Raw genomic sequence first — 20988 nt, 5'->3', positions numbered from 1 at the left:
AACTAATCTTCGAGCCATATCTCTAGTCTCTGTTTTCCTTTTCCTATGCTTGAACGCTTGAGCTTCTTTATGTGTCCAATTTCCTTTATGTCTTTAACGTGTGTTCCTCCACAAGGTATGGGATCGAAGTCTCTTATTTGGGTGTATCTCTTTTCTCCTTCCCACCAGATCTTGATTTCTCCTCCTTCGTCCACATACTTATTGAAGAGCTCTATTATCTTCTCTTTGTAGGCGTTTAAGTTTTCAGGGTATCCTACGTCTAATCTTCCTTTTTCGTGGGTCATTCCACTCCCCACAACCTCCCAGTTCCCTTTTCCTAATATTTGATCGAGAGCATTTTCGAGAAGGTGAAGGGCTGAGTGTATTCTCATGATCTTATATCTGTATTCCCAATCTAACTTAAGCTCAACTTCATCTCCAGGTTTAAATTTTTCTGGTTCTTTTACTACGTGCCACACATTTCCCTCTTCATCTTTATATACATCAAGAACTTCAACACCATTTATCCATCCTCTGTCGTGTGGCTGTCCCCCTCCTGTAGGATAGAATATTGTCTGATCTAAGAGGAGAGCGTTGTCTTTTACTTCGATAACCTTTGCTTTGGCCTCTTTTAAGTATGCATCTTCGTAATATAACAACCTGGTCATTTCCACCATCAACTTCAAATATCACTTTTTCATAAATATCTTTTAGGTGGGTTTAAGTGGATATGAGGGCACCTATAAAGGTTTACATGACAAGGAAACTTATTGGAGTTACACCAGATACCACGGTGCAAGAAGCATCTAAGCTAATGATGGAGTTTGATATTGGTTCACTAGTTGTTGTTGACGAAAAAGGGAATGTTATAGGATTTTTCACAAAGAGCGATATTTTGAGAAGAGTTGTTGTTCCAGGGTTGCCCTATGATACTCCAGTAAAAGAGATAATGACGAAAGAGCTGATAACGGTTAATTCTAACACTCCACTAGGAGAAGTCCTTAGAGAAATGGCCAGGTATAGGATTAAGCACATCCTAATAGAGGAAGAGGGAAAAATAATTGGAATTTTTACTTTGAGTGATCTACTTGGAGCGAGCAGAAGAAAGCTTGAAACCGCAATTTCAACGGAGTGATGCTAAATGTTGATAGCTCATATAAGTGACACTCACATAACGAATGAAGTGGCGTTTAAAGCATATGCATTCGATTTGATAGTAAACGAAATTAACATTAGGCCTTTTGATTTAGTCATTCATACCGGAGACGTTACAAACAATGGACTTAGGGAGGAGTATGAACAAGCTAGCTACCTTTTAAAAAAGATTGAAAAGCCTTTGATTGTTGCTCCTGGGAATCATGACGCGAGAAATGTTGGGTATGAACTATTTGAAAAGTATATTGGCCCTCTAGTTGGAGTTTATGAATTCAAGGACGGAGTAATAATTTGGGTTGATTCTACAATTCCTGACCTTAGCGATGGACGAATTGGGGGTTATAAGTTTAGATGGCTAAAAGAAAAGCTCGAAGAATACAGCAATAAAAAAATAAAGATTGTAGCAGCTCATCATCATCTAGTGCCTCTTCCCGATACTGGAAGGGAGAGGAATGTGCTCTACAACGCGGGTGATGTCTTAGATCTCCTCTTAAGCCATGATGTCACCCTTTACATGTGTGGACACAAGCATGTTCCCAACGTTTACAAGGTTGAAGATTTGGTAGTGGTTAATGCTGGCTGCACTTCATGTAGGAAGACCAGAAAAGGAGATGTGAACAGTTATAACATAGTTAAGATTTCCGAAAAAGGAGTTAAAGTCGTGATAAGAAGGGTTACTGGTGAAGAAAAAGGGAAAGAGCATGTGCCAATAAGACCAAAGATATTTGTTCCCAGGGGGAGGAGAATCTTTAGGATAGTCCATTTAAGTGAGAGCAATGTTTCTGATAGAAAGTATTTTAGGAAAAATGTAATTGAAAATGTTGTAAAAGCAATAAACGAGAAATATAAGCCTGATTTGGTCATCCACTGTGGAGATGTTGTAGAAAAAGGAATAGAAAGATTCTTTGACATGGCAATAGATTACTATGAGAGTATAAAATCAGAAAAGCTTGTTATCCCTGGGCACAATGACTATACTTATTTAGGGCCTGAACTCTTTAGAGAATACTTTGGCGAACCAGAGATCATTGAGCTTAATGACTTTGTGTTCATTCCATTGATTTCGGCCCAGTATGAGACTCCTATCGGGGTAGTGGGAAGGATAGGGCAAAAGATGCTGGCAAATCTGCTAGAAGAATACTCGGAAAAGTTTAGAGTTGTCGTTTTGCATCACAATCTAGTTCCAATTCCAAGGGCCAAGGAGATTGGTTATTTAGAAGATGCGGGTAATGTACTTAAAATTATAACAGATGCAAATACTGAGTTAGTGTTGACTGGACACGGAGGGAACTCTCATGCAGTAAAAGTGGAAAGCACCCCCCTAGTGAACGCTGGAAGCGTAAGCTGGGAGTTACATAGGAATCCCTTCGGTAACAGCTTCAACATTGTGGATATATATGAGGATATGATTGCAGTCTTTGAGATACAGGCCACTTGGGGAAGCAGAAAGCTCTTGGGGATTTGGAAGATAAAGGGCGAAGTTCCATGGTGAGAAAATGCCTGCAGTGAAAGTTCCTAAGAAAGATGCAAAGAGGGTATTAGAACAACTCAAAGTCCTGGGAATATTTGATGGAAAAAGAAGACCTCTAAGAGATGAGAAATACGTATACTTTCCAATCCTTGACAAGGATAAAGCGGAGAGCCTTGGATTTGAGGTTGTAAATTTGGAAGCCCCTCTAAGGCCAGATAGACAAATTTACAAAAACTTGGAGGATTTACTTCCAAAGGACTTGGCATCGAAGATTGGGAGGCTCGACATAGTTGGGGATATCGCCATTATTACTCTCCCAGATGAAGTTCTACCAAGAGTGGAGGAAGTTGCAAAGGCTATCAAAACGCTTTACCCTGAAGTTAAGGTGATTGCAAGGAGAGGTTTTCATGAGGGGGAGTTTAGAGTTAGAAATTTGGAAGTAGTTTGGGGAGAGAATCGGCTTGTAACCATTCATAAGGAAAATGGCGTTCTAATTAAGGTTGACCTTTCAAAGGTCTTCTTTAATCCCAGGATGAAGGGAGAAAGATATAGAATAGCCAAACTTGTTAAAGATGGTGAAAAGATATTAGTCCCTTTTGCGGGGATTTTGCCTTATCCTCTCGTAATTGCAAAGTTCAGAAATGTTGAGATAACAGCCGTAGAGCTTAATCCTTATGCGGTTTCCCTGGGAATGGAAAACATAGAGCTTAACAAGAACAGACTGAAGGGCAAGATTAAGTTAATTCATGGAGATGTCTTTGAAGTTCTTCCCAAGTTGGGGACCTTTGATAGGGTGATAAGTCCCACTCCCAAAGGTGTTGACGCTTTGGAAATAACTTTATCAAAGGCTGAGAAATTTTTACACTACTATGACTTTGTTCATGAAGGAGAAATTGAGGTCTTCAAAAGGAGAATCGTTGAGATGTGTAGAGAGCTTGGAAAAGACTGCAACGTTAAAGTGAAGAAAGTTTCTGATTATAAGCCCCATATATACAAGGTTTGTGCGGACATAGAGATTAAACAATAATGTTTACGTAAAAGTCTTTTATTTACTTTTTGCATTAAAATATTGGAGGTTACAGTGGATGCTAATTGATAAGTTTGGCAGGCCAGTAACGAACCTTAGAATCTCCTTAACAAAGGAATGTAATTTGAACTGCTTCTATTGCCATAGGGAAGGCCAACAAGACGGAGAAAGAACAATGACCCCAGAAGAAATTGAAAGAATCGTGAGGATAGCTTCTAGACTTGGGATTAGAAATGTTAAGCTAACGGGAGGAGAGCCGACTGTTAGACCTGACATCTATGAAATTATACAAAGGATAAGGCCTTATGTTGTTGACCTTTCCATGACAACTAATGGGACAACACTCTATGCAAGCGCTGAAAAATTAAAAGAGGCTGGCCTTGATAGGGTTAACATTAGCCTCGATACATTGGACAGGAAAAAGTATAAAATGATAACTGGCTACGATGTTTTAGATCAGGTTTTGAAGGGAATTAGGAGGGCCACAAACCTTTTCTATCCAGTAAAGCTAAATATGGTAGTTATGAGGGGAATAAACGATGATGAAATTTGGGACATGATTAGATTTGCTGGGGAAGTTAATGCAATACTTCAGCTTATCGAAATAGAAGTTCCCAGGGAAATGGAGAATTCTCAGTTCTTTAAGGATTTCTTTTACCCTTTAAAGCCATTGGAGGAAAAGTTCGAAAAGATTGCAGTGGAAATTCGGGAGAGAAAGATGCATAGAAGGAGAAAATACTTTTTACCAGTTGATGGAAAGATGGTTGAAGTTGAAGTCGTTCGATCAATGCACAACACAACCTTTTGCATGAACTGCACTAGGTTGAGACTAACGGCAGATGGTTACCTAAAGACCTGCCTGCTGAGGAAAGATGACTTGATTGATATATTGGGCCCCATAAGGAGAGGAGCTACTGATGATGAACTTGTCAAGATATTTAAGAGAGCTGTGCAACTTAGGAAGCCCTATTGGATTAACTGAAGAAATGCTTTTAGGGAAGTTTAACAAAGTTATTATAAGGTGAAAAATTGGCGGGTTTGATTTTAATTATCCTTGGCATGTTGGGTATCCTCAGGGCTATTATGGAATATAACCTTCACAAAGGACCTACAAAAAAGCTTGCTCTAACGCTTGCAATTTCCTTCGTTTTCTTTGGTATCTTGGGTGGTATTGGTGCCCTGTTGACAGTTATTAATGAGAGTGCATGGGCTATTACTGCTATCTCTGTAATTTTGGGCTATCTTATAATTGTATCTTCTGTTATCAATGTTCTCAGCAAATTAAGAGAGAAGAAAAGTGAAGAAAAGCCCAAGGAAGAAAAAAGGGCTTTAAAACTTCCAATTCCACACAATATCTTGATTTTAAATAGAAACTCAGCTCTTGAACTGTTGAGAGCTCTTAAGGAAGTTCCTAAGCTGATAATCACAAGAATTCCCCCCGATGAATGGCCAGATGTTGCATACACTGAATATATCTGGTTAAGTAGGGTAGAAGGGCCGAATTCAGTAAGCCCAACGGCTCTTCACGTAATAATTGAACGGGCTAAAACGTTCTTAGATGAAAATAGTGGAGGAGTAATCTATGTTGATGGAATTGAATACATCATGCTCTATGAAGAATTCAAATCGGTCGCAAAATTCCTCCTAACGCTTAAGGATATAGCCGTGGTTAAAGAAGGGCACTTAATTCTTCACGTAGATCCAAAGACTCTCGAAGATCATCAGATGGCAGTATTGGAGAGGGAATTCGTAAAGATTAATGTGGAGGAGACAATAGAAAAAATTAGAGGGCCAACTTTATTCGGAGCTCTAATAGAAGAAAAAGGGTAATCACTTTTTAAGAAAGTCAAAGAGAGTTGCTTGTTTGCCTTTCTTTGGCTTTTCCTTTTCTTTCTTCTCCTCTTCTTTCTCTTCTTCGGGTTTTTCTTCTATTTCCTCTTTTTCTTCTTCGGTCTTTTCTTCCTCTTCTTCCTCTTCTTCAATTTCAACTTTAGGCTTCTCCTCCTCTCTTATTCCAAGCTCCTTAAGTTTCCTTCTTAATGCTAAGGCTTTGCCCCAAATGGTACCAGCTTTTTCCTTTCCAGCTAGAAACTCAACTTCTTTTTCAGACAGACCAAGGAACACTGTAAAGTGCGCAGCAAGGTCTAGATTGTTCTCGAAAATCTCTCTAATTATTTTCATCGTTTCTATTGCCTGTAGCCTACTCATGTGCATCTCTCGTATTATCTTTTTAATTATTGACTCTCTGATCTCTCTTTCTTCTTTGCTTTCCGCTAAAATCTTTAGGGTGTTGGGAGGATAAAACTTGACAAATCCCCTTCTCTTTCTCCCTGCCACGGCAACTCCTGCAGTCATCATATCTATTGCGTACTTCCAGAGTGAATAGTTTCCAGTTCTGGCGGCCCTTCCGAGGTATATGTCGGCTCTACTAATTGCATCATACGCCTGGGCAATCTCCTCTGGATTTAGGTAGAGGTGAGGAATGTTCTCATCTACCCATACCAGGAATTCATCAGGGGACATGTCCAAGTTCCACATTGCCATCTTTGCCCTCTTGGCGTTGTCACTTCCAAAGACGAGTCCTAGGGCTTGAAAGACTGTCTTTTCTACATCTCTATATGCCAAAACTTGCGTAGCATCTTCGTAACCACCCACTACAACGGTCTGTAGATCATTTATAGCTGCTCTTAGATCTCCACTAGATCTTTTTGCTATTTCTAGGAGGATTTCTTTTGGAACTGTTATACCTTCCCTCTTTAGGATCCTTATTAAGGCATTCATTACATCTCTCTGGGTTAACCTCTTGTACTCTACTAGCTCAGCTTTTTCTCGGATCTCTTTTGGAACTTCCCAGTACTTATTTGCAGCCATTATTATTGGATTTTTGGCCTTATCAATTAGTTTTGCGATTTCCTTAGCTCCGCTGGGCTCTATATTATCTGCTTCATCGAGGAAGATTATCTTCCTCCTCTTTCCGAGGATATCCATAGTGTATGCTGCTTGAACATACCTGGAGATTTTTTCATAAGTTCTCTCATCACTCGCGTTGAGCTCAATGACTTCAAAGTTGTACTCATTTGCTAGAGCGTAGACTGTGGTTGTCTTTCCGCTCCCTGGGGGTCCTGCTAATAATAGGGCTTTTTTCTTAGGGGGGTGGCCATGCAACCAGCTCTCTATCCACGCTCTAACTTTCTCTATAGCCTCTTCTTGGTTTACAATTTCACTTAACTTTTTTGGCCTGTATTTTTCTACCCAGGGAAGCTCTGGCATACTTCATCACTTCTTCCCAATTAGGGTGAACTGTGCTAAGAGTGCTTCAAGCTGAATTATTTCATTAGCCCCTTCAACGAGTCTGAAGTTATACTCTCCTATCTTATCAGCAAGCAGAACCTTCTTTGGCTCCTCTATTGGCAGGTTGAAGACTTCTTTGTGCATCTGAACTAGTACATCTTCTCCACTAAGTCCTTGCTTGAGAAGTATCTCCCTAAGCTTTTCTCTGGCCTTCAAGAAGTTGCCTTTGAGAGCAAGAAGCATCATCTCTCTTATATCTTCAGGTCTAGCTCTACTCGCTACCATGAATACGTTTTCGTCGGTGATCTTCTTGTCTAGAGCTGCTGCAGCTTGCAGAATGTTTATTGCTCTTCTCATATCTCCTTCTGCTATGTAAAGTATTGCTTGGAGACCTTCTTCAGTTAGCTCTAAGCCCTCATTTTCGGCAATGTACCTTAGTCTCTTCGCTATATCCTCATCGCGGAGAGGTCTGAAGCGGAATATTGCACATCTAGACTGTATGGGTTCAATTATCTTGGAGGAGTAGTTACAGCTCAAGATAAAGCGAACGTTACTCGAGAACATTTCCATGGTTCTTCTTAAGGCTTGTTGGGCATCTTGAGTTAAAGCGTCGGCCTCATCAAGGAAAATTATCTTGAAGCTTGCTCCTCCTATAGGCTTTGTTCTCGCAAACTCCTTAACTTTCTCTCTAATTACGTTTATACCTCTTTCATCTGAAGCATTCAACTCGAGGAAGTTATGCCTCCAGTTTTCGCCGAAAAGCTCTCTTGCAAGGGCCAAAGCCGCTGTAGTGTTATGGACTACTGTTGGCATGTTCCCAGCAATAAAGTTGTGGTAGCCAGGAACATGAAGATCATAGATTATAAAGTCTCCCCTAAGCTCTTTTACTTCAGTTATCTCGTCCCAGTAAAGCTCATTCTGGAAGAGGAAAATGAGATATGCTATACCTTCTTTGAGCTTTCCATCCGAAAGAATTTCCTCTATGAGCTCAAGCTCAATTTTCCTTATCTTTTCAAGGATTTCAACGTTATCCACTGTGTCGCTCTCAAGAATTGTTTTTACATTGAAATTCCAAGTTCCAAGTTTTCTTCCAATCTCGGCATAGCTTGAGTATCTCTTTGCAAAGATCTTCATAGCTTCGATGGTACGTTCAACGTTAATTCCAAGGACTTTTGCTATCTCAATGTACTCCTTGAAACTTGGCTTTCTCTCTCCTTTTATGTATTCTAGGAGCTTCTCTGCTCTAATTTTAGCTTTTTCTATTACTTCATCACTCTTCTTTGCTACTTCATTCCAGTCGATCAAGATGGGTTCTGATAAGACCTTCTTTAGTCTCTCCAGTTCCTCAAGGCGATAATAAATTTCTTTCATGAGTTCCCAAGAAAGCTCCTTTGCATTTCTGTAGCTCAAATTTCTTTTATCATTGACATTTAACCTAAGCCTGTCTTTTACATAGGAGATTAGCTCATAGTTAATCTTTAGTCCATCGGATCTTACATTGGTTTTTCTAATGAGCTTCTGGGCTTCTTTAAGTTTGCTTTGGGTGCTAAAGCCAATCTCATTTAGGAACCTCTCTATGTTGTCCGAGCCTGAGATAATAACATCTTCTCCATCCATTTTAGCTATTATTCCAAAGCTGGCTAAAGCATAGGCTATCTGCTGGGCCATATCATTGTTATCGGTTGATAAAACTATTGCATCACTTTCAATCCGACCATTGCAGTCGGAATATGCCCTAAGGAAAGAACGAATTCCTTTCCACCCCTCCCTGGGTATTAATGTTAAGCTAATAGAGTTTACAAGGCTCCAAGCTTTCCTAGATACCACATAAACTTCTGGAGTTCCATCAGCGTGAATTCTTTCCCTTATCTTTGCATCAGGGAAAAGTTTCTCTGTTAGTTCCATAAAGCGTTGTCTTATGAGTGGATCTTCGTTAGTGAACGTGATGACAGAATTACTTGGATAAGCATAGCCACTTCCCATAAAGTAACCAAGCCACTCTGCAAGGGGATTTTCTCCAGTTATAAGTGGGAGAAAGCTCGGTATTGCAAGCTTGTCGCCAGGTTTGAGTTCTTCAGCCTTAATCCACTTTATTTCGCCATTCTCTCTATTCACTAGAAGTGGGTGATACGGAGTTACTTTAAGCTCCCTGCCAAGCTGAGTTTTTATCTTTATCAACCTATCAGTTCTATCTTTGTAGACGTATTGGACTTCAAACTCTCTAAGCTTTCCATCCTCATCTATTCCAAGAACTTTGAGCCCTTTAACTGGAGTTGGTCCAAATCTCCCCCCAGAAAGCTTTTCAACAAGTTCTCCAAGTTCAAAGAGTTGGCCATTAGCTATAACTTTGGTATCTCCAGTAAGACACTTTCCGACACCAGGGGGGCCTGCGAAGAGTAGGTGGGGCATTGATCCAGTTTTGACGTAGTGCTTGAGCCTTTTCACTATGTGCTCTTGTCCTACAATGTCGTCAAGTCTTTGAGGTCTATACTTCTCAACCCAGGGTTTTTCTAGAACCTTAACTTCTCTAATCTCTTCGCTCATACTCTCACACACCTAAACTAAGAAAGGTATCAAAGTATTATTAAGCTTATCCTAGGCAATAACAGAACAGAAGAAAAGAAGGAAAAACAGTAGATCAGCTGAGAGCTGAGAGTAACTTCTCTAAGAACATTTTCTCTGGATAAGCTCCTTCAAATTCTACTCTGTCTTCTCCGTTGACCTGAATAACAATTTTTGGTACTGCCATTACATTGTACTGGTCAGCCCACTCTGGATACTCAATGGCCTCGACCATATCCCCAAGTATCTTACCTTTCCCAGCTTTTGTGTTTTCAATGGCAAACTTGTGAGCCATTCTAACGGCAAGTGGACAGTATGGGCATGTTGGAGTTACAAACACCAATATTCTTACATCCTGGTCTATGTTTCTGATGGCCTGTTTTGTCTCGTCCATAAGGTTTGTTTCTTCTCTACTAACATCCACAATGTCCTCTAAGAATGCTGCGAACTCATGACCTGCCGGTAATCCAAAGTACCTTACTCCAAAGTCCTTTCCATCTTGGGTTATTGTTGTTGCTGGAGCTCTGTCTATTCTATACCTCTTGGCTAGCTCTTTGCCTTCTGGTGTGTCGAAGTCAACAATTTCATAACTGAGCTTGTCTGTTAGCTCAGAAAGCTCTTGAACTAGTTGTTTTAGCTGGTCACAGTATTGACAGTGGTCCTTTCTCACAAAAACGATTAGCTTAACTGGATTGACCATTTTTGAAAAGAACTCTTCCTTAATTACCTTCTTGTCAGCGTCACTAATCAATCCCATTTTCCTCACCCCTATCTAAATGTTTATAACTTTAATTCTCCAACCTAGAGTTGGTTCAAATCTAGGTTGTCAACCTTAGGTTGAATGCACAATATATATAAACTTTGCGCCACAGATATGGGTAGGTGATGAATATGGAACCAGACTTGTTTTACATATTGGGGAACAAAGTAAGGCGGGATTTGTTATCTCACCTAACTTGTATGGAATGCTACTTTAGCCTTTTAAGTAGCAAAGTTTCAGTGTCATCAACTGCTGTGGCAAAGCATCTTAAGATAATGGAAAGAGAAGGTGTTCTTCAGTCCTACGAAAAAGAAGAACGCTTTATTGGGCCTACAAAAAAGTACTATAAAATTTCAATAGCGAAATCTTATGTTTTCACATTAACTCCAGAAATGTTTTGGTATAAAGGACTAGATCTGGGAGATGCTGAGCTTAGAGATTTTGAAATTAGTCTTTCTGGCCTAGATACTGAACCTTCAACATTAAAAGAAATGATTACTGACTTTATCAAAGCAAATAAAGAGCTTGAAAAAGTTCTGGAAGCATTTAAGACTATTGAGAGTTATAGAAGTTCTCTCATGAGGAAAATAAAGGAGGCATACTTAAAGGAGATCGGGGACATGACGCAATTGGCAATACTTCATTATCTCCTTCTCAATGGAAGGGCAACTGTAGAAGAGTTGAGTGATAAATTAAATTTAAAGGAGCGCGAAGTCAGGGAGAAAATATCTGAAATGGCTCGCTATGTTCCAGTAAAGGTTATAAATAACAATACTGTTGTTCTTGACGAAAAGCAAATACTCAGAGGGGAGGGAAATGAAGAAGATTAAAGTTCTCGTAAACGAAGATAAGTGCTATCTGTGCGGAGGATGTGCAGGAGTTTGTCCGGCATTGGCAATAAGGGTCTCATCATCATGGCAGTTCTTTGAAGATAAGTGCATTTCTTGTATGATATGCATAAAGGCTTGTCCTGTGGGAGCTCTCAGTTATGAGGAGGTGGCACAATGAAGTACGATGTAGTGGTTGTTGGCTCAGGAGTTGCCGGTCCCATTGTGGCAAGAGACGTTGCAAAAGCTGGTTTTTCAGTTCTTCTTGTGGATAAAAAACCTGCAATTGGAACTCCAAAACAGTGTGCAGAGGGAATAAATGTTAACGTTTTCAAGGAATTTGACATTCCATATGATAAAAGGTTCATAAACAGAGAGATTTATGGGGCGAGGATTTACTCTCCTAGTGGATATACGGCCGAGCTTAGGTATGACAAGGTAAGTGGAGTTATACTTGAGAGAAAAGTCTTTGATAAAATGCTCGCCTATTATGCTGCAAAGGCTGGAGCTGATGTTTGGGCAAGGACCGAAGTTATCGATCTCCTAAGAAAGGAAGGTAAGATTATGGGGGTTAAGGCAAAACATGAAGGCGAGTTAGTCGAAATTGAGGCTAAGATAATAGTAGCGGCTGATGGAGTTGAAAGCACAGTTGCAAGGCTTGCGGGGATAAATACCTATGCTCCTCCCCATGAATTTGATTCAGCGTATGAATACGAAATGATAATCGAAGGATACGACCCAGACTTAATTCATTTGTGGTTTGGAAATGAAATTGCTCCTAGAGGATATGTTTGGGTATTTCCAAAAGATGAAGATAGGGCAAACGTCGGAATTGGAATAAACTCCGACAATGAGAAAACTGCCAAGTACTATCTGGACAAGTGGCTTAAAGAAAACAACATTCCCACGAAGAAAATATTGGAGATAAACGTTGGCCTTGTTCCAGTGGGTGGCTTTGTAAGAGAGTTAGTTAAAGAAAACGTGGCTGTAGTTGGAGATGCCGCCAGGCAAGTAAATCCAGTCCATGGAGGAGGAATGTATGAAGCAATGAAAGCTGCTAACATTTTGGCAAAGTGGATAGTTAAGGCACTGGAGGAGGAGAATCTAGAACTACTGAAGAACTATACCAAAGAGTGGTGGGAAGTTGAAGGGCCCAAGATGGAGAGACTACTGAAGCTTAGAAGGGCAATGGAAAAACTAACAGATGAGGACATAGATGTTTTCGTTCAATTACTTGGAGGGACTGACTTAGAAAAACTAGCTGGTGGAAATTATTTCGAGGTAGTAAAAGCTCTCATGAAGCATCCAAAAGTGTTAATGAGCAAAAGAAGGTTAGAAATACTCAAGGCTCTATTATGAGATCATCAACTTTCGGTCCAATGGGGAGTCTCCTCTTATGCTCGCTGTTTTTCACTAATTTTTCAACGTGTTCTACTATTTCTTCTGACACATTTAGTTCATTTGCAATCTCTTCTTTGCTCATTTTGAGATCTACAAGTCTCCATAGTAACTCATCTAGGAGCTTATATGAAATTCCTAGTTCATCTTCATCAGTCTGTCCTTCCCACAGTCCTGCACTTGGTTTTTTCTCCACTATGCTCTGTGGTACACCTATAATCCTTGCAACCTCCCACACTTCTGTTTTGTATATGTTTATTAGAGGAGCATAGTCACTAGCTCCATCTCCCCACTTTGTGAAATATCCTGTGAGAAACTCGCTTCTGTTGCTAGTTCCAAGAACAAGTCTTCCTAGAGAGTTTGCGTAAGAGTAAAGAAGCACCATTCTTACCCTTGCCATTATATTTCCCAGGCTTTTCCTGTCGAGAGCTACATCCAGGGAGGACTGAATAGTGTCAACTATTGGTTTTATGTTAATTATTTTGTATCGTATTCCAAGATTTTCTGCCACCAATTTTGCATCTTCAACATCCTTGTTTTCATAGTAGGGCATTATTAGGCCAAGAATTTTGTCTTTTCCTAGAGCCTTTGTTGCTAGATACGCTACTGTTGCACTGTCAACTCCCCCACTGATTCCGATAACCACCCCTTGCTTGGCATTTTCTTTGATGAATTCTACTAACCTAGTTACTACCTTTTCAAAATTTAGTCTTCTCATAGCTCTGCCTCTCCCAAAAATTCGAGTATTGATAACAATCTCTCGTCTTTTATTCTATCTAGAATTGCACTGACATCTTCTCTTCCAGCTTTTCCATCTTTATAAAGGGCTATTAGCCTTACTCCTTCAAAGAAATCTGAAAGCTCTGGGAATGCTACCTTAAACATTGGCATGCTATTGTATATTTCCTCAAAAGAGTCGTCGATTATTGCTTGCCAGATTAAGTCTACTAGACCATCGAATGCTATTTCAAAGAAATCCGAGTCTTTGGAGTTTATCATTGCATATAGACATTCATGAAATGCTGCTTCGTAATTTTCCTCATCTTCAAACATCTCTTCAAAGGCTAAGTGAATTTGCGCTATTAGCTCTTTATCTTCAACTTCTGCCAATAATTTTGCGAGTATTTCTTTTGCTTTTACTTTATCTCCTGATTCGTAGAGTAAGTAACCTTCGTAGACTCTGGCTTGTAGTTCTTTTCTTTTTGCATTTGCTGCCTTGAACTCCTCAATGGCTTTTCTTATAAACTCGATTGCCTTTTCGTATTCTTGTAGTTCCTCATAAATTGCGGCTATGCTGTAATATACTTCTCCGACTATTTCGGGCCTTTTTTCTTCTGCGAGTACTCCCTCATAAATTTCTAATGCTTTTTCTGGATAACCGAGAAGGGAATACAGGTCGGCCACATGAAGTAGGCCTTTTGTCTCAAATTTTCTCGCAAATTCTTCAAATTCATGGAGTTTACTTATTCCAAAAAACTCTGCATAATAGTATACTACGAGTTTATAGAGTTCTAAATCCCTTTTTTCTTTTGCCACTTCTTCGGCTACTTCCAAAACTTCTCTTAGTTCCTCATCTGTTAATCTATCAATCTCTTTGGTTAATAATTCCTTAGCTTTTTCAATATTGCCTGCTTTGAGTGCATTAATAATATCTTCACTTGTCATGTAAACCCCTAAACTTATTAATTTTCCACTTTAATAGCTTAACTGGTGGATGATATGAAGAAAGTTCGACTAGTAAAAAAGCCTGAGGATTTTAATTTAGATGAGGCAGTATCACTTGTTTCAAATCCCTCTGTGGGAGCGATAGTTACATTTTTAGGGAAAGTGAGAAACGAAAATGCTGGAAGGGAGGTTCTTAAGCTTATTTACGAAGCATACGAGGAAATGGCTGAAAAAGAAATGGGGAAAATTAGAAGGGAGGCTCTTGAAAAGTTTCCAATATTTGATGCAGTTATATGGCATAGGGTTGGAGAGTTGGATATCTCTGAGAATACAATTTTGGTTGTGGTTTCAGCGAAGCATAGGAAGGAGGCATTTGAAGCTTGTTCCTGGATTGTAGATGAAGTTAAGAAGAGGGTGCCCGTATGGAAAAGAGAAATTACCACTAAGGGAGAATTTTGGATAGAGGGAGACAAACATATTCCAGCTCAGTAGAACATTTTTTGCATACTATCTTTAGTGGTATGCAAAATCCGTATAGAAAAAGTTAATATATCTCTTTCTAACCTTAAATTTTTGGTGAGTCCTGTGGCAGAGAGTAAAGTTCTGACTTCGATGTCTATTATAGAGAGTAAAGGTATAACAACAATAGGAAAACCACCATGGGTACTTATCCCACATGCAGGACAATTGGAGAGAATTATCTTGGCCATAGGAAAAGGAAAAGGCAAGTTTTCCGAGAGTAAGGGTATAACAAGAAGCATCGGATGTATTGGAAACAATGAATTTATTCTCTACAGGGAAAAGATAGGAATTGAAAAATTCAAGGAAATACTCAAAGAGTTTTATAAGTTGACTCCTGAAGGGGAGGTATTTATAACGAACTATGATTCTATCGAAGAGGGAATTGAGCTAGCTGAATATTCAGCAAATCTCGGATTGACAACTTATCTAACTGTGATGAGTGAAGATTATCATAGTATTCCCCAGGAAAGAAAATTTAAGGTTATTCTTGAAGTTACATTGGAAGAGTTAAACCACCAAATTCCCGATGTGGATGTTCTTTTGTTAATTGTTCCCTATTCTCAGTACAATGAAATAAAGAACCTAGATATAAACTTCAGCGGAGAAATATGGGTTGATATAGTATACCCTCCATCTGCAAGGTATTTATCTAATGGAAATCTATTTGAAATCAGAAGAATCGTTAATCCAGCCTCAATAACTTATCATCCTTGTATGGCAGGACTAGTGGCGGTTAGCCCAGAAGGGTTTGTAACACCCTGTCCCCTGTTAAGAAAGTTCATAGTTGGTGACATTACTAAGGAATCCTTAAAGGCAATACTAAGAAAGCAGAGACTAAAGAAAACATGGTGGAAATTAACTAAGGACAAAATTCCACAGTGTAAGTCGTGTACCTTCCGATATATTTGTCATGACTGCAGAGCTTTAGAGTACTCTGCTACTGGGGAAATTTTTGGAACTGAGTATTGTTCTCTCTAAATTCTCCAATTTTTTAGTGGGGCTTTGTAAATTTTGTAATTTTGACAGCCTAGGCACGAAAAGAAACAAAAGATTTATATTATTTTCTCCAAAGAAGTATTAGTTGAGCCAAAGTCATCGAGGTGAGGCTCATGCCACTTCAACCAATTAGAAGAGTTAAAAGTGGAATTCCTGGATTTGATGAATTAATTGAGGGAGGTTTCCCTGAGGGTACTACAGTTCTGCTAACTGGCGGAACTGGAACAGGAAAAACTACATTTGCAGCTCAATTTATCTATAAAGGAGCTGAAGAATACGGAGAACCAGGAGTATTTGTAACATTGGAAGAGAGAGCTAAGGATTTGAGAAGGGAGATGGCCGCCTTTGGTTGGGATTTTGAGAAGTATGAAAAGGAAGGTAAAATCGCAATAATAGATGGAGTCAGCTCTATTGCTGGAATTCCAAGTGAAGAAAAATTCGTTTTAGAAGATAGATTTAATGTTGAAAACTTTCTAAGATACGTTTATAGGGTTGTCAAGGCTATTAATGCTAAGAGGTTGGTCATTGATTCTATACCATCAATAGCTATGAGACTTGAAGAAGAAAATAGAATAAGAGAAGTCTTGCTAAAGTTAAACACAATTTTACTTGAGATGGGAGTTACAACGATTTTAACTACTGAGACGCCTGATCCTCAGCATGGGAGAATTAGCAGGTATGGAATAGAGGAGTTCATAGCTAGAGGAGTAGTGATATTAGATTTACAAGAAAGGAATATTGAGTTGAAGAGGTACATCTTGATAAGAAAAATGCGTGGTACCAGACACTCAATGAAGAAGTATCCCTTTGAAATAGGACCAAATGGAATTGTCGTGTATCCAAGTGGGGAAATTTATTAGGTGATATTAATGGTCGTGAATGAAGTTGAGAATGTTGAGAATATAGAGGTTAGGGTAGAAAGAATTCCTACAGGGATTATTGATGATCTAATAAGTGGAGGTATTCCAAGGGGTAGTGTAGTTCTTCTTATTGGGGATCCCAAAGCTGGAAAAAGCATTTTTATCTCTCAGTTTACTAGTACTCAAGTAAGAAATGGAAATTATGTTATAGGTGTACTAATTGACATCTCTAAATATGAGTTTGTAAGCAATGCTTTAGACTTTGGCTGGGAGTTTATGCCTTATCTTGATGATAAAATTGTCTTGCTTGATGCTTATACACAGAGGCTTAGAAAAGCTCCGAAGTTCTCCTTTGATGAATCCGTCATTACAGATATAAGTGATACTACAAGGTTGTTAGATGCTATTAAGGACACAACTTTAAGAATACTCTCTACAACAAAAGCAGAAAATGTCGTTGGATTTATATCCTCTATGACACCAATATTCTTTGAAATATCACGAAAAGAAATTTATAAGTTTTTAGAAGAGCTGAGAGAATTTGCACACAGAAACAAGCAAGTTTGGATTTTAGAAATGAATTCGGGCATAGAAGAGCCTCAAGTTGAAATGATGGTCAAGGCTATAGTAGATGGAATTATTGAGCTTAAACTTATGGAAGAAGGAAAGACTCTGAAGAGGTATCTCCGTGTATATGGTATGAGGAGAACGGCTCACAAGCTTGATTGGGTGGAGTACAGTATAACTTCCTCAGGGATAAAATTAATTAAATAATGGAGTAAAATATTTAAGTTTAAAGTTCTAATTAATAGCATGCGACAAGATGTTGTTTACTTACTAATGTTTTTTGTATTTTTGAGTTTGGCTATTTCTCTTTCTAATCCCCCTCCGAAAGATATTATTGAAGCTGAAGAAGGAGATTTAGTAGAGTTTGAGGGAATATGTGTGTATTCTTCTGATGACTTTAGCATAATAACTGACGGCAAGTTTTCTGTTCCCGTGCTCTCTGGGTTGGAAGTTGGTAAGGCATATAAAATTGTTGGAGTCTATAGAGGGGAAGCTATTAAGCCGAGAATAATTGAAAAAACAGAAGGAGAAGAACTTAGTTTAGTTCGAGTTACGGGGGCTTATTGGGTTGATTACTATCCTTATATCTTGACTCCTAAAAAGGTTAAGTTAAAATTTGAGCTCGAAAATGTTTCAATTGGAGAGATTGTAGAAGTTAAGGGGGTTTTCTTTGGAACTAAGCTAGTCCCAGTTGAATACAAATCTCTTGGTTTCTTATCTTACCCAAAAGACGGTTATCCCTTTGAATTCACTGGAGTTGTGCTATATGGGGGTAATCCAGGAGGAATTCTATGGATGAACAAAAGTGTCAGGGCGTATCTTCCCGACAATCAGACTTTAACTCCTGGGCAAGTTGTTAAGATCGTTGGTATAACTAAAGTTTCTGGAGACTATATCTCAGTTTATGCTAGAAACTTTAGTGTTGTGGATTTCGCAAAGGAAACTACAAATATAGAGGGGGCAAAAGTTGGAGAAATAATTGTAGGAAGCTGTAGAGTTTCACGTGTCTTTCTCGAGTATTTAGAGCTTGAATGTCTTGACAAGAAAGTTTTTGGAGTGAAGGGAAGAGTTGGGGACTTAGTTCACTTCAAAGCTCTGAAGAGATTTGGAAGTTATCTCTGCCTTGAATGTAATTTGACAGCAAGAGAGGACATGGAAAATTCGATATGCACTCCCCAAATAGGGAAGGTTGGAAAAGTTGCTGGGAAGGTCGTTAAGGTAAGCAAAAATAAGATATTAGTAGAGTTCAATAGATGTAAAGTTTCTGTGAAGCTTCCAGAGGGTGTTAAAGTTAGAGAAGGGGACTATATTACAGCCTATGGAGTCTTCTCTACCTATTATGACAAGCCCATGTTAATAGTGTATGGAGAGGAGGATGTATGCGTGAATTACTGCAGTTAATCGCTGGAGTTGGTTTTGGAACTTTAACTGGCCTAACGCCAGGGCTTCACGTAAATTCTCTTAGTAGACTTAGCTTACCTATCCCTACTCTCTTTGTAATGGGTTTAGTTCATACTTTTCTGGACTCTATTCCTTCAGCTCTCTTTGGAGTTCCTGATGCCGATGATAGCGTTCCTTCTCTTTTACCTTCTCATAGATTAGTTCTTGAAGGAAAATTTGGAGAAGTTGTAAAGCTTTCTCTTTTTGCTAGCACATTGGCCCTTATTTTCTCAATTGCAACTCTTCCCGCGTATTTTTTAGTCGCCCCCAAGTACAGTTTTAAGATTGGGATTATTTTTGTAGTTTTCTTGTCTCTTTTTCTAATTCTTTCCCAGGGGAACAAACTAGGAGCCTTAGTTATATTTTTGCTGGCTGGATTTTTAGGATATGAGGTATTTTCTCTTCCGATTTCAGATCCCTTTTATCCTCTTTTTACTGGGTTATTTGCCCTTCCTTTGCTGGTTGACTCTTACTTGCATCCTCCAAAAAGTGTTAAGGTTTACGATGCCCCTCTTCGCATTCCTTCCTGGAGGTTAGTAAAGTTCTCTATTTTTGGCACTTTTTTCGGAGCTTTGGCATCTCTTTTACCCACTCTAACTGCCGGTCAAGCTTCACTCCTAGGCTCGAAGTTTACAAAAGATGATAGGGAGTTTTTGACAATAGTTTATTCAACTAACACGGCGGCATACTCTTTTTCTCTTGCAAACTTAGCACTTACTGGAAAGACGAGAAATGGAGTAATGGTAGCCATTGGAAATGTCTCGATTCAAGAATTGCCATTTCTCTACCTTTTAGGTCTTTCGGCATCTATGCTACTCTTAATTTTTGCTCCCAGGTTGGCGATAATTATTGGAAAAGTCGCCTTTAGGCAGTATAGGCCTACTATCCTGGGAATAATTGTTTTTCTGTTTCTTCTGGGATTTTTATACGATGGTATTTTGGGAGTTTTAGTAATGATTTCAGCTATGTTTCTTGGGTTTGTGGCTCCTCTTTGGAAGGTTAGGAGGGTAACTTACATGGGAGTTCTTATGTTTCCCATCCTTGTGGAAAGTGTTATTTAGCCTCTTGTCATTCCTATTAATGGTGAGAAGAAATGCCAGACGTTTATGAACCTATAATGGGAGCTTTTTCACTTGCAAGACGATTGTGGAAAATGATAGTTGAGAAAAAGGGCCTGCCAACTGGAGATGATGTGGCCTCTCTCCTAGAAAACTTGGGTTTTGAAAGAGTGTGTACGGGAAGTGGTCTTGCTGTATTTAGAAATAGGTTTGTGATTGCCCTTCTAATTCCCAGGGAGAACATGATTGTCGTTGACTTTCTCTCGTCTAGTGGAGAGCTGAGCGATGCCCTTGAACTCATAGCTTATTATGACAAGGAGATCGAATGTTATGTCGTCGAAATCCTTCCCTCAAATGAGTTAGAGTATGAGGAAAACTTAGGAATAGAGCCAGTTATAATTGATGGAAAGACCTTTGAGCTTAGAAGCTACCCAGTTCTTGGTGATTTTAAGCAGGGAAAAGACAAAGTTGTTCTCAAAATTGATAGAGAAGTTTATGAACTGTGGAAAGAGAGTGGAAAGCTAGACGTTTGTCCAGTGTGTGGGGGTCATCTTAGGTGGAAGCAAGGAAAAGCTTTGTGTACCGAGTGTGGAATAGAGGTGGTCGTTGATGAGGAACATTAAGGCGAAGCTTATACATTATTCAAAGCTTGCACATAGAAAAGGCTTAACTGGTTCATTTGGAGGAAACATGAGCATTAGAGTTGGGAACTACGTGTTCATAAAGGGGACTGGAAGCGTGATGGAAGAGCTTACCGAAAGTCAGATTGCTGTTGTAAAATTGGATGGGAAAGTGGTTTCTTCTGTAAGACCCTCCTCCGAATACCGCCTTCACTTGGGAGTTTATAGGAATAGGCCCGAAGTTAGGGCAGTAGTTCATCTTCATCCTCCTTACTCCATAGTCCTCTCTATTTTTGAGAGGGAGGCTCCTATGATAACCCCTGAGGCTGAGTTATATCTTAAGAAAGTCCCCGTGCTTCCATTTAGACCTGCAGGGAGTGTTGAATTGGCTCAACAAGTCTCTGAAGCTATGAAGGGTTATGATGCAGTTGTACTTGAAAGACATGGGGTTGTTACAGTTGGAAGAAGCCTTAGAGAGGCCTTTTATAAGGCTGAACTCGTTGAGGAAGTGGCTAGACTCTGGTACCAAAAGTTTATAGCCTCCAGAGAGAAAAACTAAAATAGGCGAGGGGGCTGGGGGCTGTCGGGCTCGTGCCCGAGGAAGTTCCGCCCACCGCACCGGGGCCGCGGTGCCGTAAGGCACCGGCCGAGAGGCCGGGCAACGGCACAGAAACGACACGTCCCTCGGGGGATGTGGATGAAAGCGGTGAAGGCTCCCGGTGACGGGAGCCGAGTTAACCCGCAGACAATCCCGAGGGGAGCGGTGAAACGGCCGTCCCGCGGGGTGCAA

The 20988-nt window shown here is 39.7% G+C and carries 22 protein-coding genes and 1 other RNA gene; 17 read left to right on the top strand and 6 right to left on the bottom strand.

The annotated features are described in order from the left end of the window. Window positions 1-2: 2 nt before the first annotated feature. Complete coding sequence (locus PWP39_RS05185) at window positions 3-647, bottom strand: alanyl-tRNA editing protein (RefSeq protein WP_288073007.1); 645 nt, start codon at window positions 645-647, stop codon at window positions 3-5. A gap of 56 nt (window positions 648-703) precedes the next feature. Between PWP39_RS05185 and PWP39_RS05180 the strand changes: the two genes are divergently transcribed. The 5 genes from PWP39_RS05180 to PWP39_RS05160 are packed head-to-tail and all read left to right on the top strand — an operon-like array spanning window position 704 to window position 5462. Beyond that, a complete protein-coding gene (locus PWP39_RS05180) occupies window positions 704-1114 on the top strand; it encodes a CBS domain-containing protein (RefSeq protein WP_288072998.1) in 411 nt (136 codons plus the stop codon). A gap of 6 nt (window positions 1115-1120) precedes the next feature. Then, the gene (locus PWP39_RS05175) at window positions 1121-2626 is read left to right on the top strand and encodes a metallophosphoesterase family protein (RefSeq protein WP_288072996.1); all 1506 of its coding nucleotides are present in this window, start codon (window positions 1121-1123) and stop codon (window positions 2624-2626) included. A 4-nt stretch (window positions 2627-2630) separates the two neighbouring features. Then, window positions 2631-3632, top strand: coding sequence for a tRNA (guanine(37)-N1)/4-demethylwyosine(37)-methyltransferase Taw22 (gene taw22, locus PWP39_RS05170; RefSeq protein WP_288072994.1), 1002 nt, complete (start codon window positions 2631-2633; stop codon window positions 3630-3632). Window positions 3633-3690: 58 nt separating this feature from the next. Continuing rightward, window positions 3691-4614 carry a GTP 3',8-cyclase MoaA gene (moaA, locus tag PWP39_RS05165; RefSeq protein ID WP_011011202.1) on the top strand — a complete coding sequence of 308 codons (924 nt, stop codon included), beginning with the start codon at window positions 3691-3693 and terminating at the stop codon, window positions 4612-4614. A gap of 47 nt (window positions 4615-4661) precedes the next feature. After that, on the top strand, window positions 4662-5462 hold the full coding sequence (locus tag PWP39_RS05160; protein WP_288072992.1) for a DUF835 domain-containing protein: 801 nt from the start codon (window positions 4662-4664) through the stop codon (window positions 5460-5462). Here the strand turns inward: PWP39_RS05160 and PWP39_RS05155 are convergent, their stop codons facing one another. The 3 genes from PWP39_RS05155 to pdo form a co-directional block, all read right to left on the bottom strand. Further along, window positions 5463-6902, bottom strand: coding sequence for a replication factor C large subunit (locus PWP39_RS05155; protein WP_288072990.1), 1440 nt, complete (start codon window positions 6900-6902; stop codon window positions 5463-5465). A 6-nt stretch (window positions 6903-6908) separates the two neighbouring features. Beyond that, window positions 6909-9467 (bottom strand): replication factor C small subunit, encoded by a 2559-nt coding sequence (locus tag PWP39_RS05150; protein WP_011011205.1) that lies wholly within the window; start codon window positions 9465-9467, stop codon window positions 6909-6911. 94 nt (window positions 9468-9561) lie between these two features. Beyond that, window positions 9562-10242 (bottom strand): protein disulfide oxidoreductase, encoded by a 681-nt coding sequence (gene pdo / locus PWP39_RS05145; RefSeq protein WP_011011206.1) that lies wholly within the window; start codon window positions 10240-10242, stop codon window positions 9562-9564. Between the two features lie 134 nt (window positions 10243-10376). Between pdo and surR the strand changes: the two genes are divergently transcribed. The 3 genes from surR to PWP39_RS05130 are packed head-to-tail and all read left to right on the top strand — an operon-like array spanning window position 10377 to window position 12431. After that, window positions 10377-11075: a sulfur metabolism transcriptional regulator SurR gene (gene surR, locus PWP39_RS05140; protein WP_288072988.1), complete on the top strand. Its 699-nt coding sequence runs from the start codon at window positions 10377-10379 to the stop codon at window positions 11073-11075. Next, window positions 11062-11253 carry a DUF362 domain-containing protein gene (locus PWP39_RS05135; RefSeq protein WP_014835473.1) on the top strand — a complete coding sequence of 64 codons (192 nt, stop codon included), beginning with the start codon at window positions 11062-11064 and terminating at the stop codon, window positions 11251-11253. Before surR ends, PWP39_RS05135 begins: the two co-directional genes overlap by 14 nt. After that, window positions 11250-12431: an NAD(P)/FAD-dependent oxidoreductase gene (locus PWP39_RS05130; protein WP_011011209.1), complete on the top strand. Its 1182-nt coding sequence runs from the start codon at window positions 11250-11252 to the stop codon at window positions 12429-12431. The genes PWP39_RS05135 and PWP39_RS05130 overlap by 4 nt, the downstream gene beginning before the upstream one ends. On the opposite strand, the gene PWP39_RS05125 is transcribed toward PWP39_RS05130, so the two are convergent. Continuing rightward, window positions 12415-13188 (bottom strand): NAD+ synthase, encoded by a 774-nt coding sequence (locus PWP39_RS05125; protein WP_011011210.1) that lies wholly within the window; start codon window positions 13186-13188, stop codon window positions 12415-12417. The genes PWP39_RS05130 and PWP39_RS05125 overlap by 17 nt on opposite strands. Next, complete coding sequence (locus PWP39_RS05120; protein WP_011011211.1) at window positions 13185-14135, bottom strand: tetratricopeptide repeat protein; 951 nt, start codon at window positions 14133-14135, stop codon at window positions 13185-13187. Before PWP39_RS05120 ends, PWP39_RS05125 begins: the two co-directional genes overlap by 4 nt. A gap of 54 nt (window positions 14136-14189) precedes the next feature. Between PWP39_RS05120 and PWP39_RS05115 the strand changes: the two genes are divergently transcribed. The 9 genes from PWP39_RS05115 to rnpB form a co-directional block, all read left to right on the top strand. Next, window positions 14190-14627, top strand: a complete 438-nt coding sequence (locus tag PWP39_RS05115; protein WP_288072986.1) for a molybdenum cofactor biosynthesis protein MoaE — start codon at window positions 14190-14192, stop codon at window positions 14625-14627. A 93-nt stretch (window positions 14628-14720) separates the two neighbouring features. Further along, complete coding sequence (locus tag PWP39_RS05110; RefSeq protein WP_014835472.1) at window positions 14721-15635, top strand: SPASM domain-containing protein; 915 nt, start codon at window positions 14721-14723, stop codon at window positions 15633-15635. Window positions 15636-15766: 131 nt separating this feature from the next. Then, window positions 15767-16513 (top strand): ATPase domain-containing protein, encoded by a 747-nt coding sequence (locus tag PWP39_RS05105; RefSeq protein WP_288072983.1) that lies wholly within the window; start codon window positions 15767-15769, stop codon window positions 16511-16513. Window positions 16514-16522: 9 nt separating this feature from the next. Beyond that, the gene (locus PWP39_RS05100; RefSeq protein WP_288072981.1) at window positions 16523-17287 is read left to right on the top strand and encodes an RAD55 family ATPase; all 765 of its coding nucleotides are present in this window, start codon (window positions 16523-16525) and stop codon (window positions 17285-17287) included. Between the two features lie 39 nt (window positions 17288-17326). Next, window positions 17327-18481, top strand: a complete 1155-nt coding sequence (locus tag PWP39_RS05095) for a hypothetical protein (protein ID WP_011011217.1) — start codon at window positions 17327-17329, stop codon at window positions 18479-18481. After that, entirely contained in the window at window positions 18460-19581 is a 1122-nt protein-coding gene (locus PWP39_RS05090) for a tripartite tricarboxylate transporter permease (protein ID WP_011011218.1), read from the top strand. The genes PWP39_RS05095 and PWP39_RS05090 overlap by 22 nt, the downstream gene beginning before the upstream one ends. Before the next feature lie 32 nt (window positions 19582-19613). Then, complete coding sequence (locus PWP39_RS05085) at window positions 19614-20201, top strand: hypothetical protein (protein WP_011011219.1); 588 nt, start codon at window positions 19614-19616, stop codon at window positions 20199-20201. Continuing rightward, a complete protein-coding gene (locus PWP39_RS05080) occupies window positions 20188-20757 on the top strand; it encodes an aldolase (protein WP_011011220.1) in 570 nt (189 codons plus the stop codon). The genes PWP39_RS05085 and PWP39_RS05080 overlap by 14 nt, the downstream gene beginning before the upstream one ends. A 5-nt stretch (window positions 20758-20762) precedes the next feature. Next, window positions 20763-20988: RNase P RNA component (gene rnpB / locus PWP39_RS05075), an RNA gene on the top strand; the annotation flags it as partial.

The organism is Pyrococcus sp. (genome assembly GCF_030153625.1).
GTDB classification, from domain to species: Archaea; Methanobacteriota_B; Thermococci; order Thermococcales; family Thermococcaceae; genus Pyrococcus; species Pyrococcus furiosus.
The sequence above is the reverse complement of the archived record's forward strand: the minus strand, read 5'-3'. Positions and strand labels throughout refer to the sequence as shown.

Excerpts from the sequence above, each read along its gene's own strand:
- PWP39_RS05185 (WP_288073007.1), bottom strand. The coding sequence starts at position 647 with ATGACCAGGTTGTTATATTACGAAGATGCATACTTAAAAGAGGCCAAA.
- PWP39_RS05175 (WP_288072996.1), top strand. The coding sequence starts at position 1,121 with ATGTTGATAGCTCATATAAGTGACACTCACATAACGAATGAAGTGGCG.
- taw22 (WP_288072994.1), top strand. The coding sequence starts at position 2,631 with ATGCCTGCAGTGAAAGTTCCTAAGAAAGATGCAAAGAGGGTATTAGAA.
- moaA (WP_011011202.1), top strand. The coding sequence starts at position 3,691 with ATGCTAATTGATAAGTTTGGCAGGCCAGTAACGAACCTTAGAATCTCC.
- PWP39_RS05155 (WP_288072990.1), bottom strand. The coding sequence starts at position 6,902 with ATGCCAGAGCTTCCCTGGGTAGAAAAATACAGGCCAAAAAAGTTAAGT.
- PWP39_RS05150 (WP_011011205.1), bottom strand. The coding sequence starts at position 9,467 with ATGAGCGAAGAGATTAGAGAAGTTAAGGTTCTAGAAAAACCCTGGGTT.
- pdo (WP_011011206.1), bottom strand. The coding sequence starts at position 10,242 with ATGGGATTGATTAGTGACGCTGACAAGAAGGTAATTAAGGAAGAGTTC.
- surR (WP_288072988.1), top strand. The coding sequence starts at position 10,377 with ATGGAACCAGACTTGTTTTACATATTGGGGAACAAAGTAAGGCGGGAT.
- PWP39_RS05135 (WP_014835473.1), top strand. The coding sequence starts at position 11,062 with ATGAAGAAGATTAAAGTTCTCGTAAACGAAGATAAGTGCTATCTGTGC.
- PWP39_RS05130 (WP_011011209.1), top strand. The coding sequence starts at position 11,250 with ATGAAGTACGATGTAGTGGTTGTTGGCTCAGGAGTTGCCGGTCCCATT.
- PWP39_RS05125 (WP_011011210.1), bottom strand. The coding sequence starts at position 13,188 with ATGAGAAGACTAAATTTTGAAAAGGTAGTAACTAGGTTAGTAGAATTC.
- PWP39_RS05120 (WP_011011211.1), bottom strand. The coding sequence starts at position 14,135 with ATGACAAGTGAAGATATTATTAATGCACTCAAAGCAGGCAATATTGAA.
- PWP39_RS05115 (WP_288072986.1), top strand. The coding sequence starts at position 14,190 with ATGAAGAAAGTTCGACTAGTAAAAAAGCCTGAGGATTTTAATTTAGAT.
- PWP39_RS05105 (WP_288072983.1), top strand. The coding sequence starts at position 15,767 with ATGCCACTTCAACCAATTAGAAGAGTTAAAAGTGGAATTCCTGGATTT.
- PWP39_RS05100 (WP_288072981.1), top strand. The coding sequence starts at position 16,523 with ATGGTCGTGAATGAAGTTGAGAATGTTGAGAATATAGAGGTTAGGGTA.
- PWP39_RS05095 (WP_011011217.1), top strand. The coding sequence starts at position 17,327 with ATGCGACAAGATGTTGTTTACTTACTAATGTTTTTTGTATTTTTGAGT.
- PWP39_RS05090 (WP_011011218.1), top strand. The coding sequence starts at position 18,460 with ATGCGTGAATTACTGCAGTTAATCGCTGGAGTTGGTTTTGGAACTTTA.
- PWP39_RS05085 (WP_011011219.1), top strand. The coding sequence starts at position 19,614 with ATGCCAGACGTTTATGAACCTATAATGGGAGCTTTTTCACTTGCAAGA.
- PWP39_RS05080 (WP_011011220.1), top strand. The coding sequence starts at position 20,188 with ATGAGGAACATTAAGGCGAAGCTTATACATTATTCAAAGCTTGCACAT.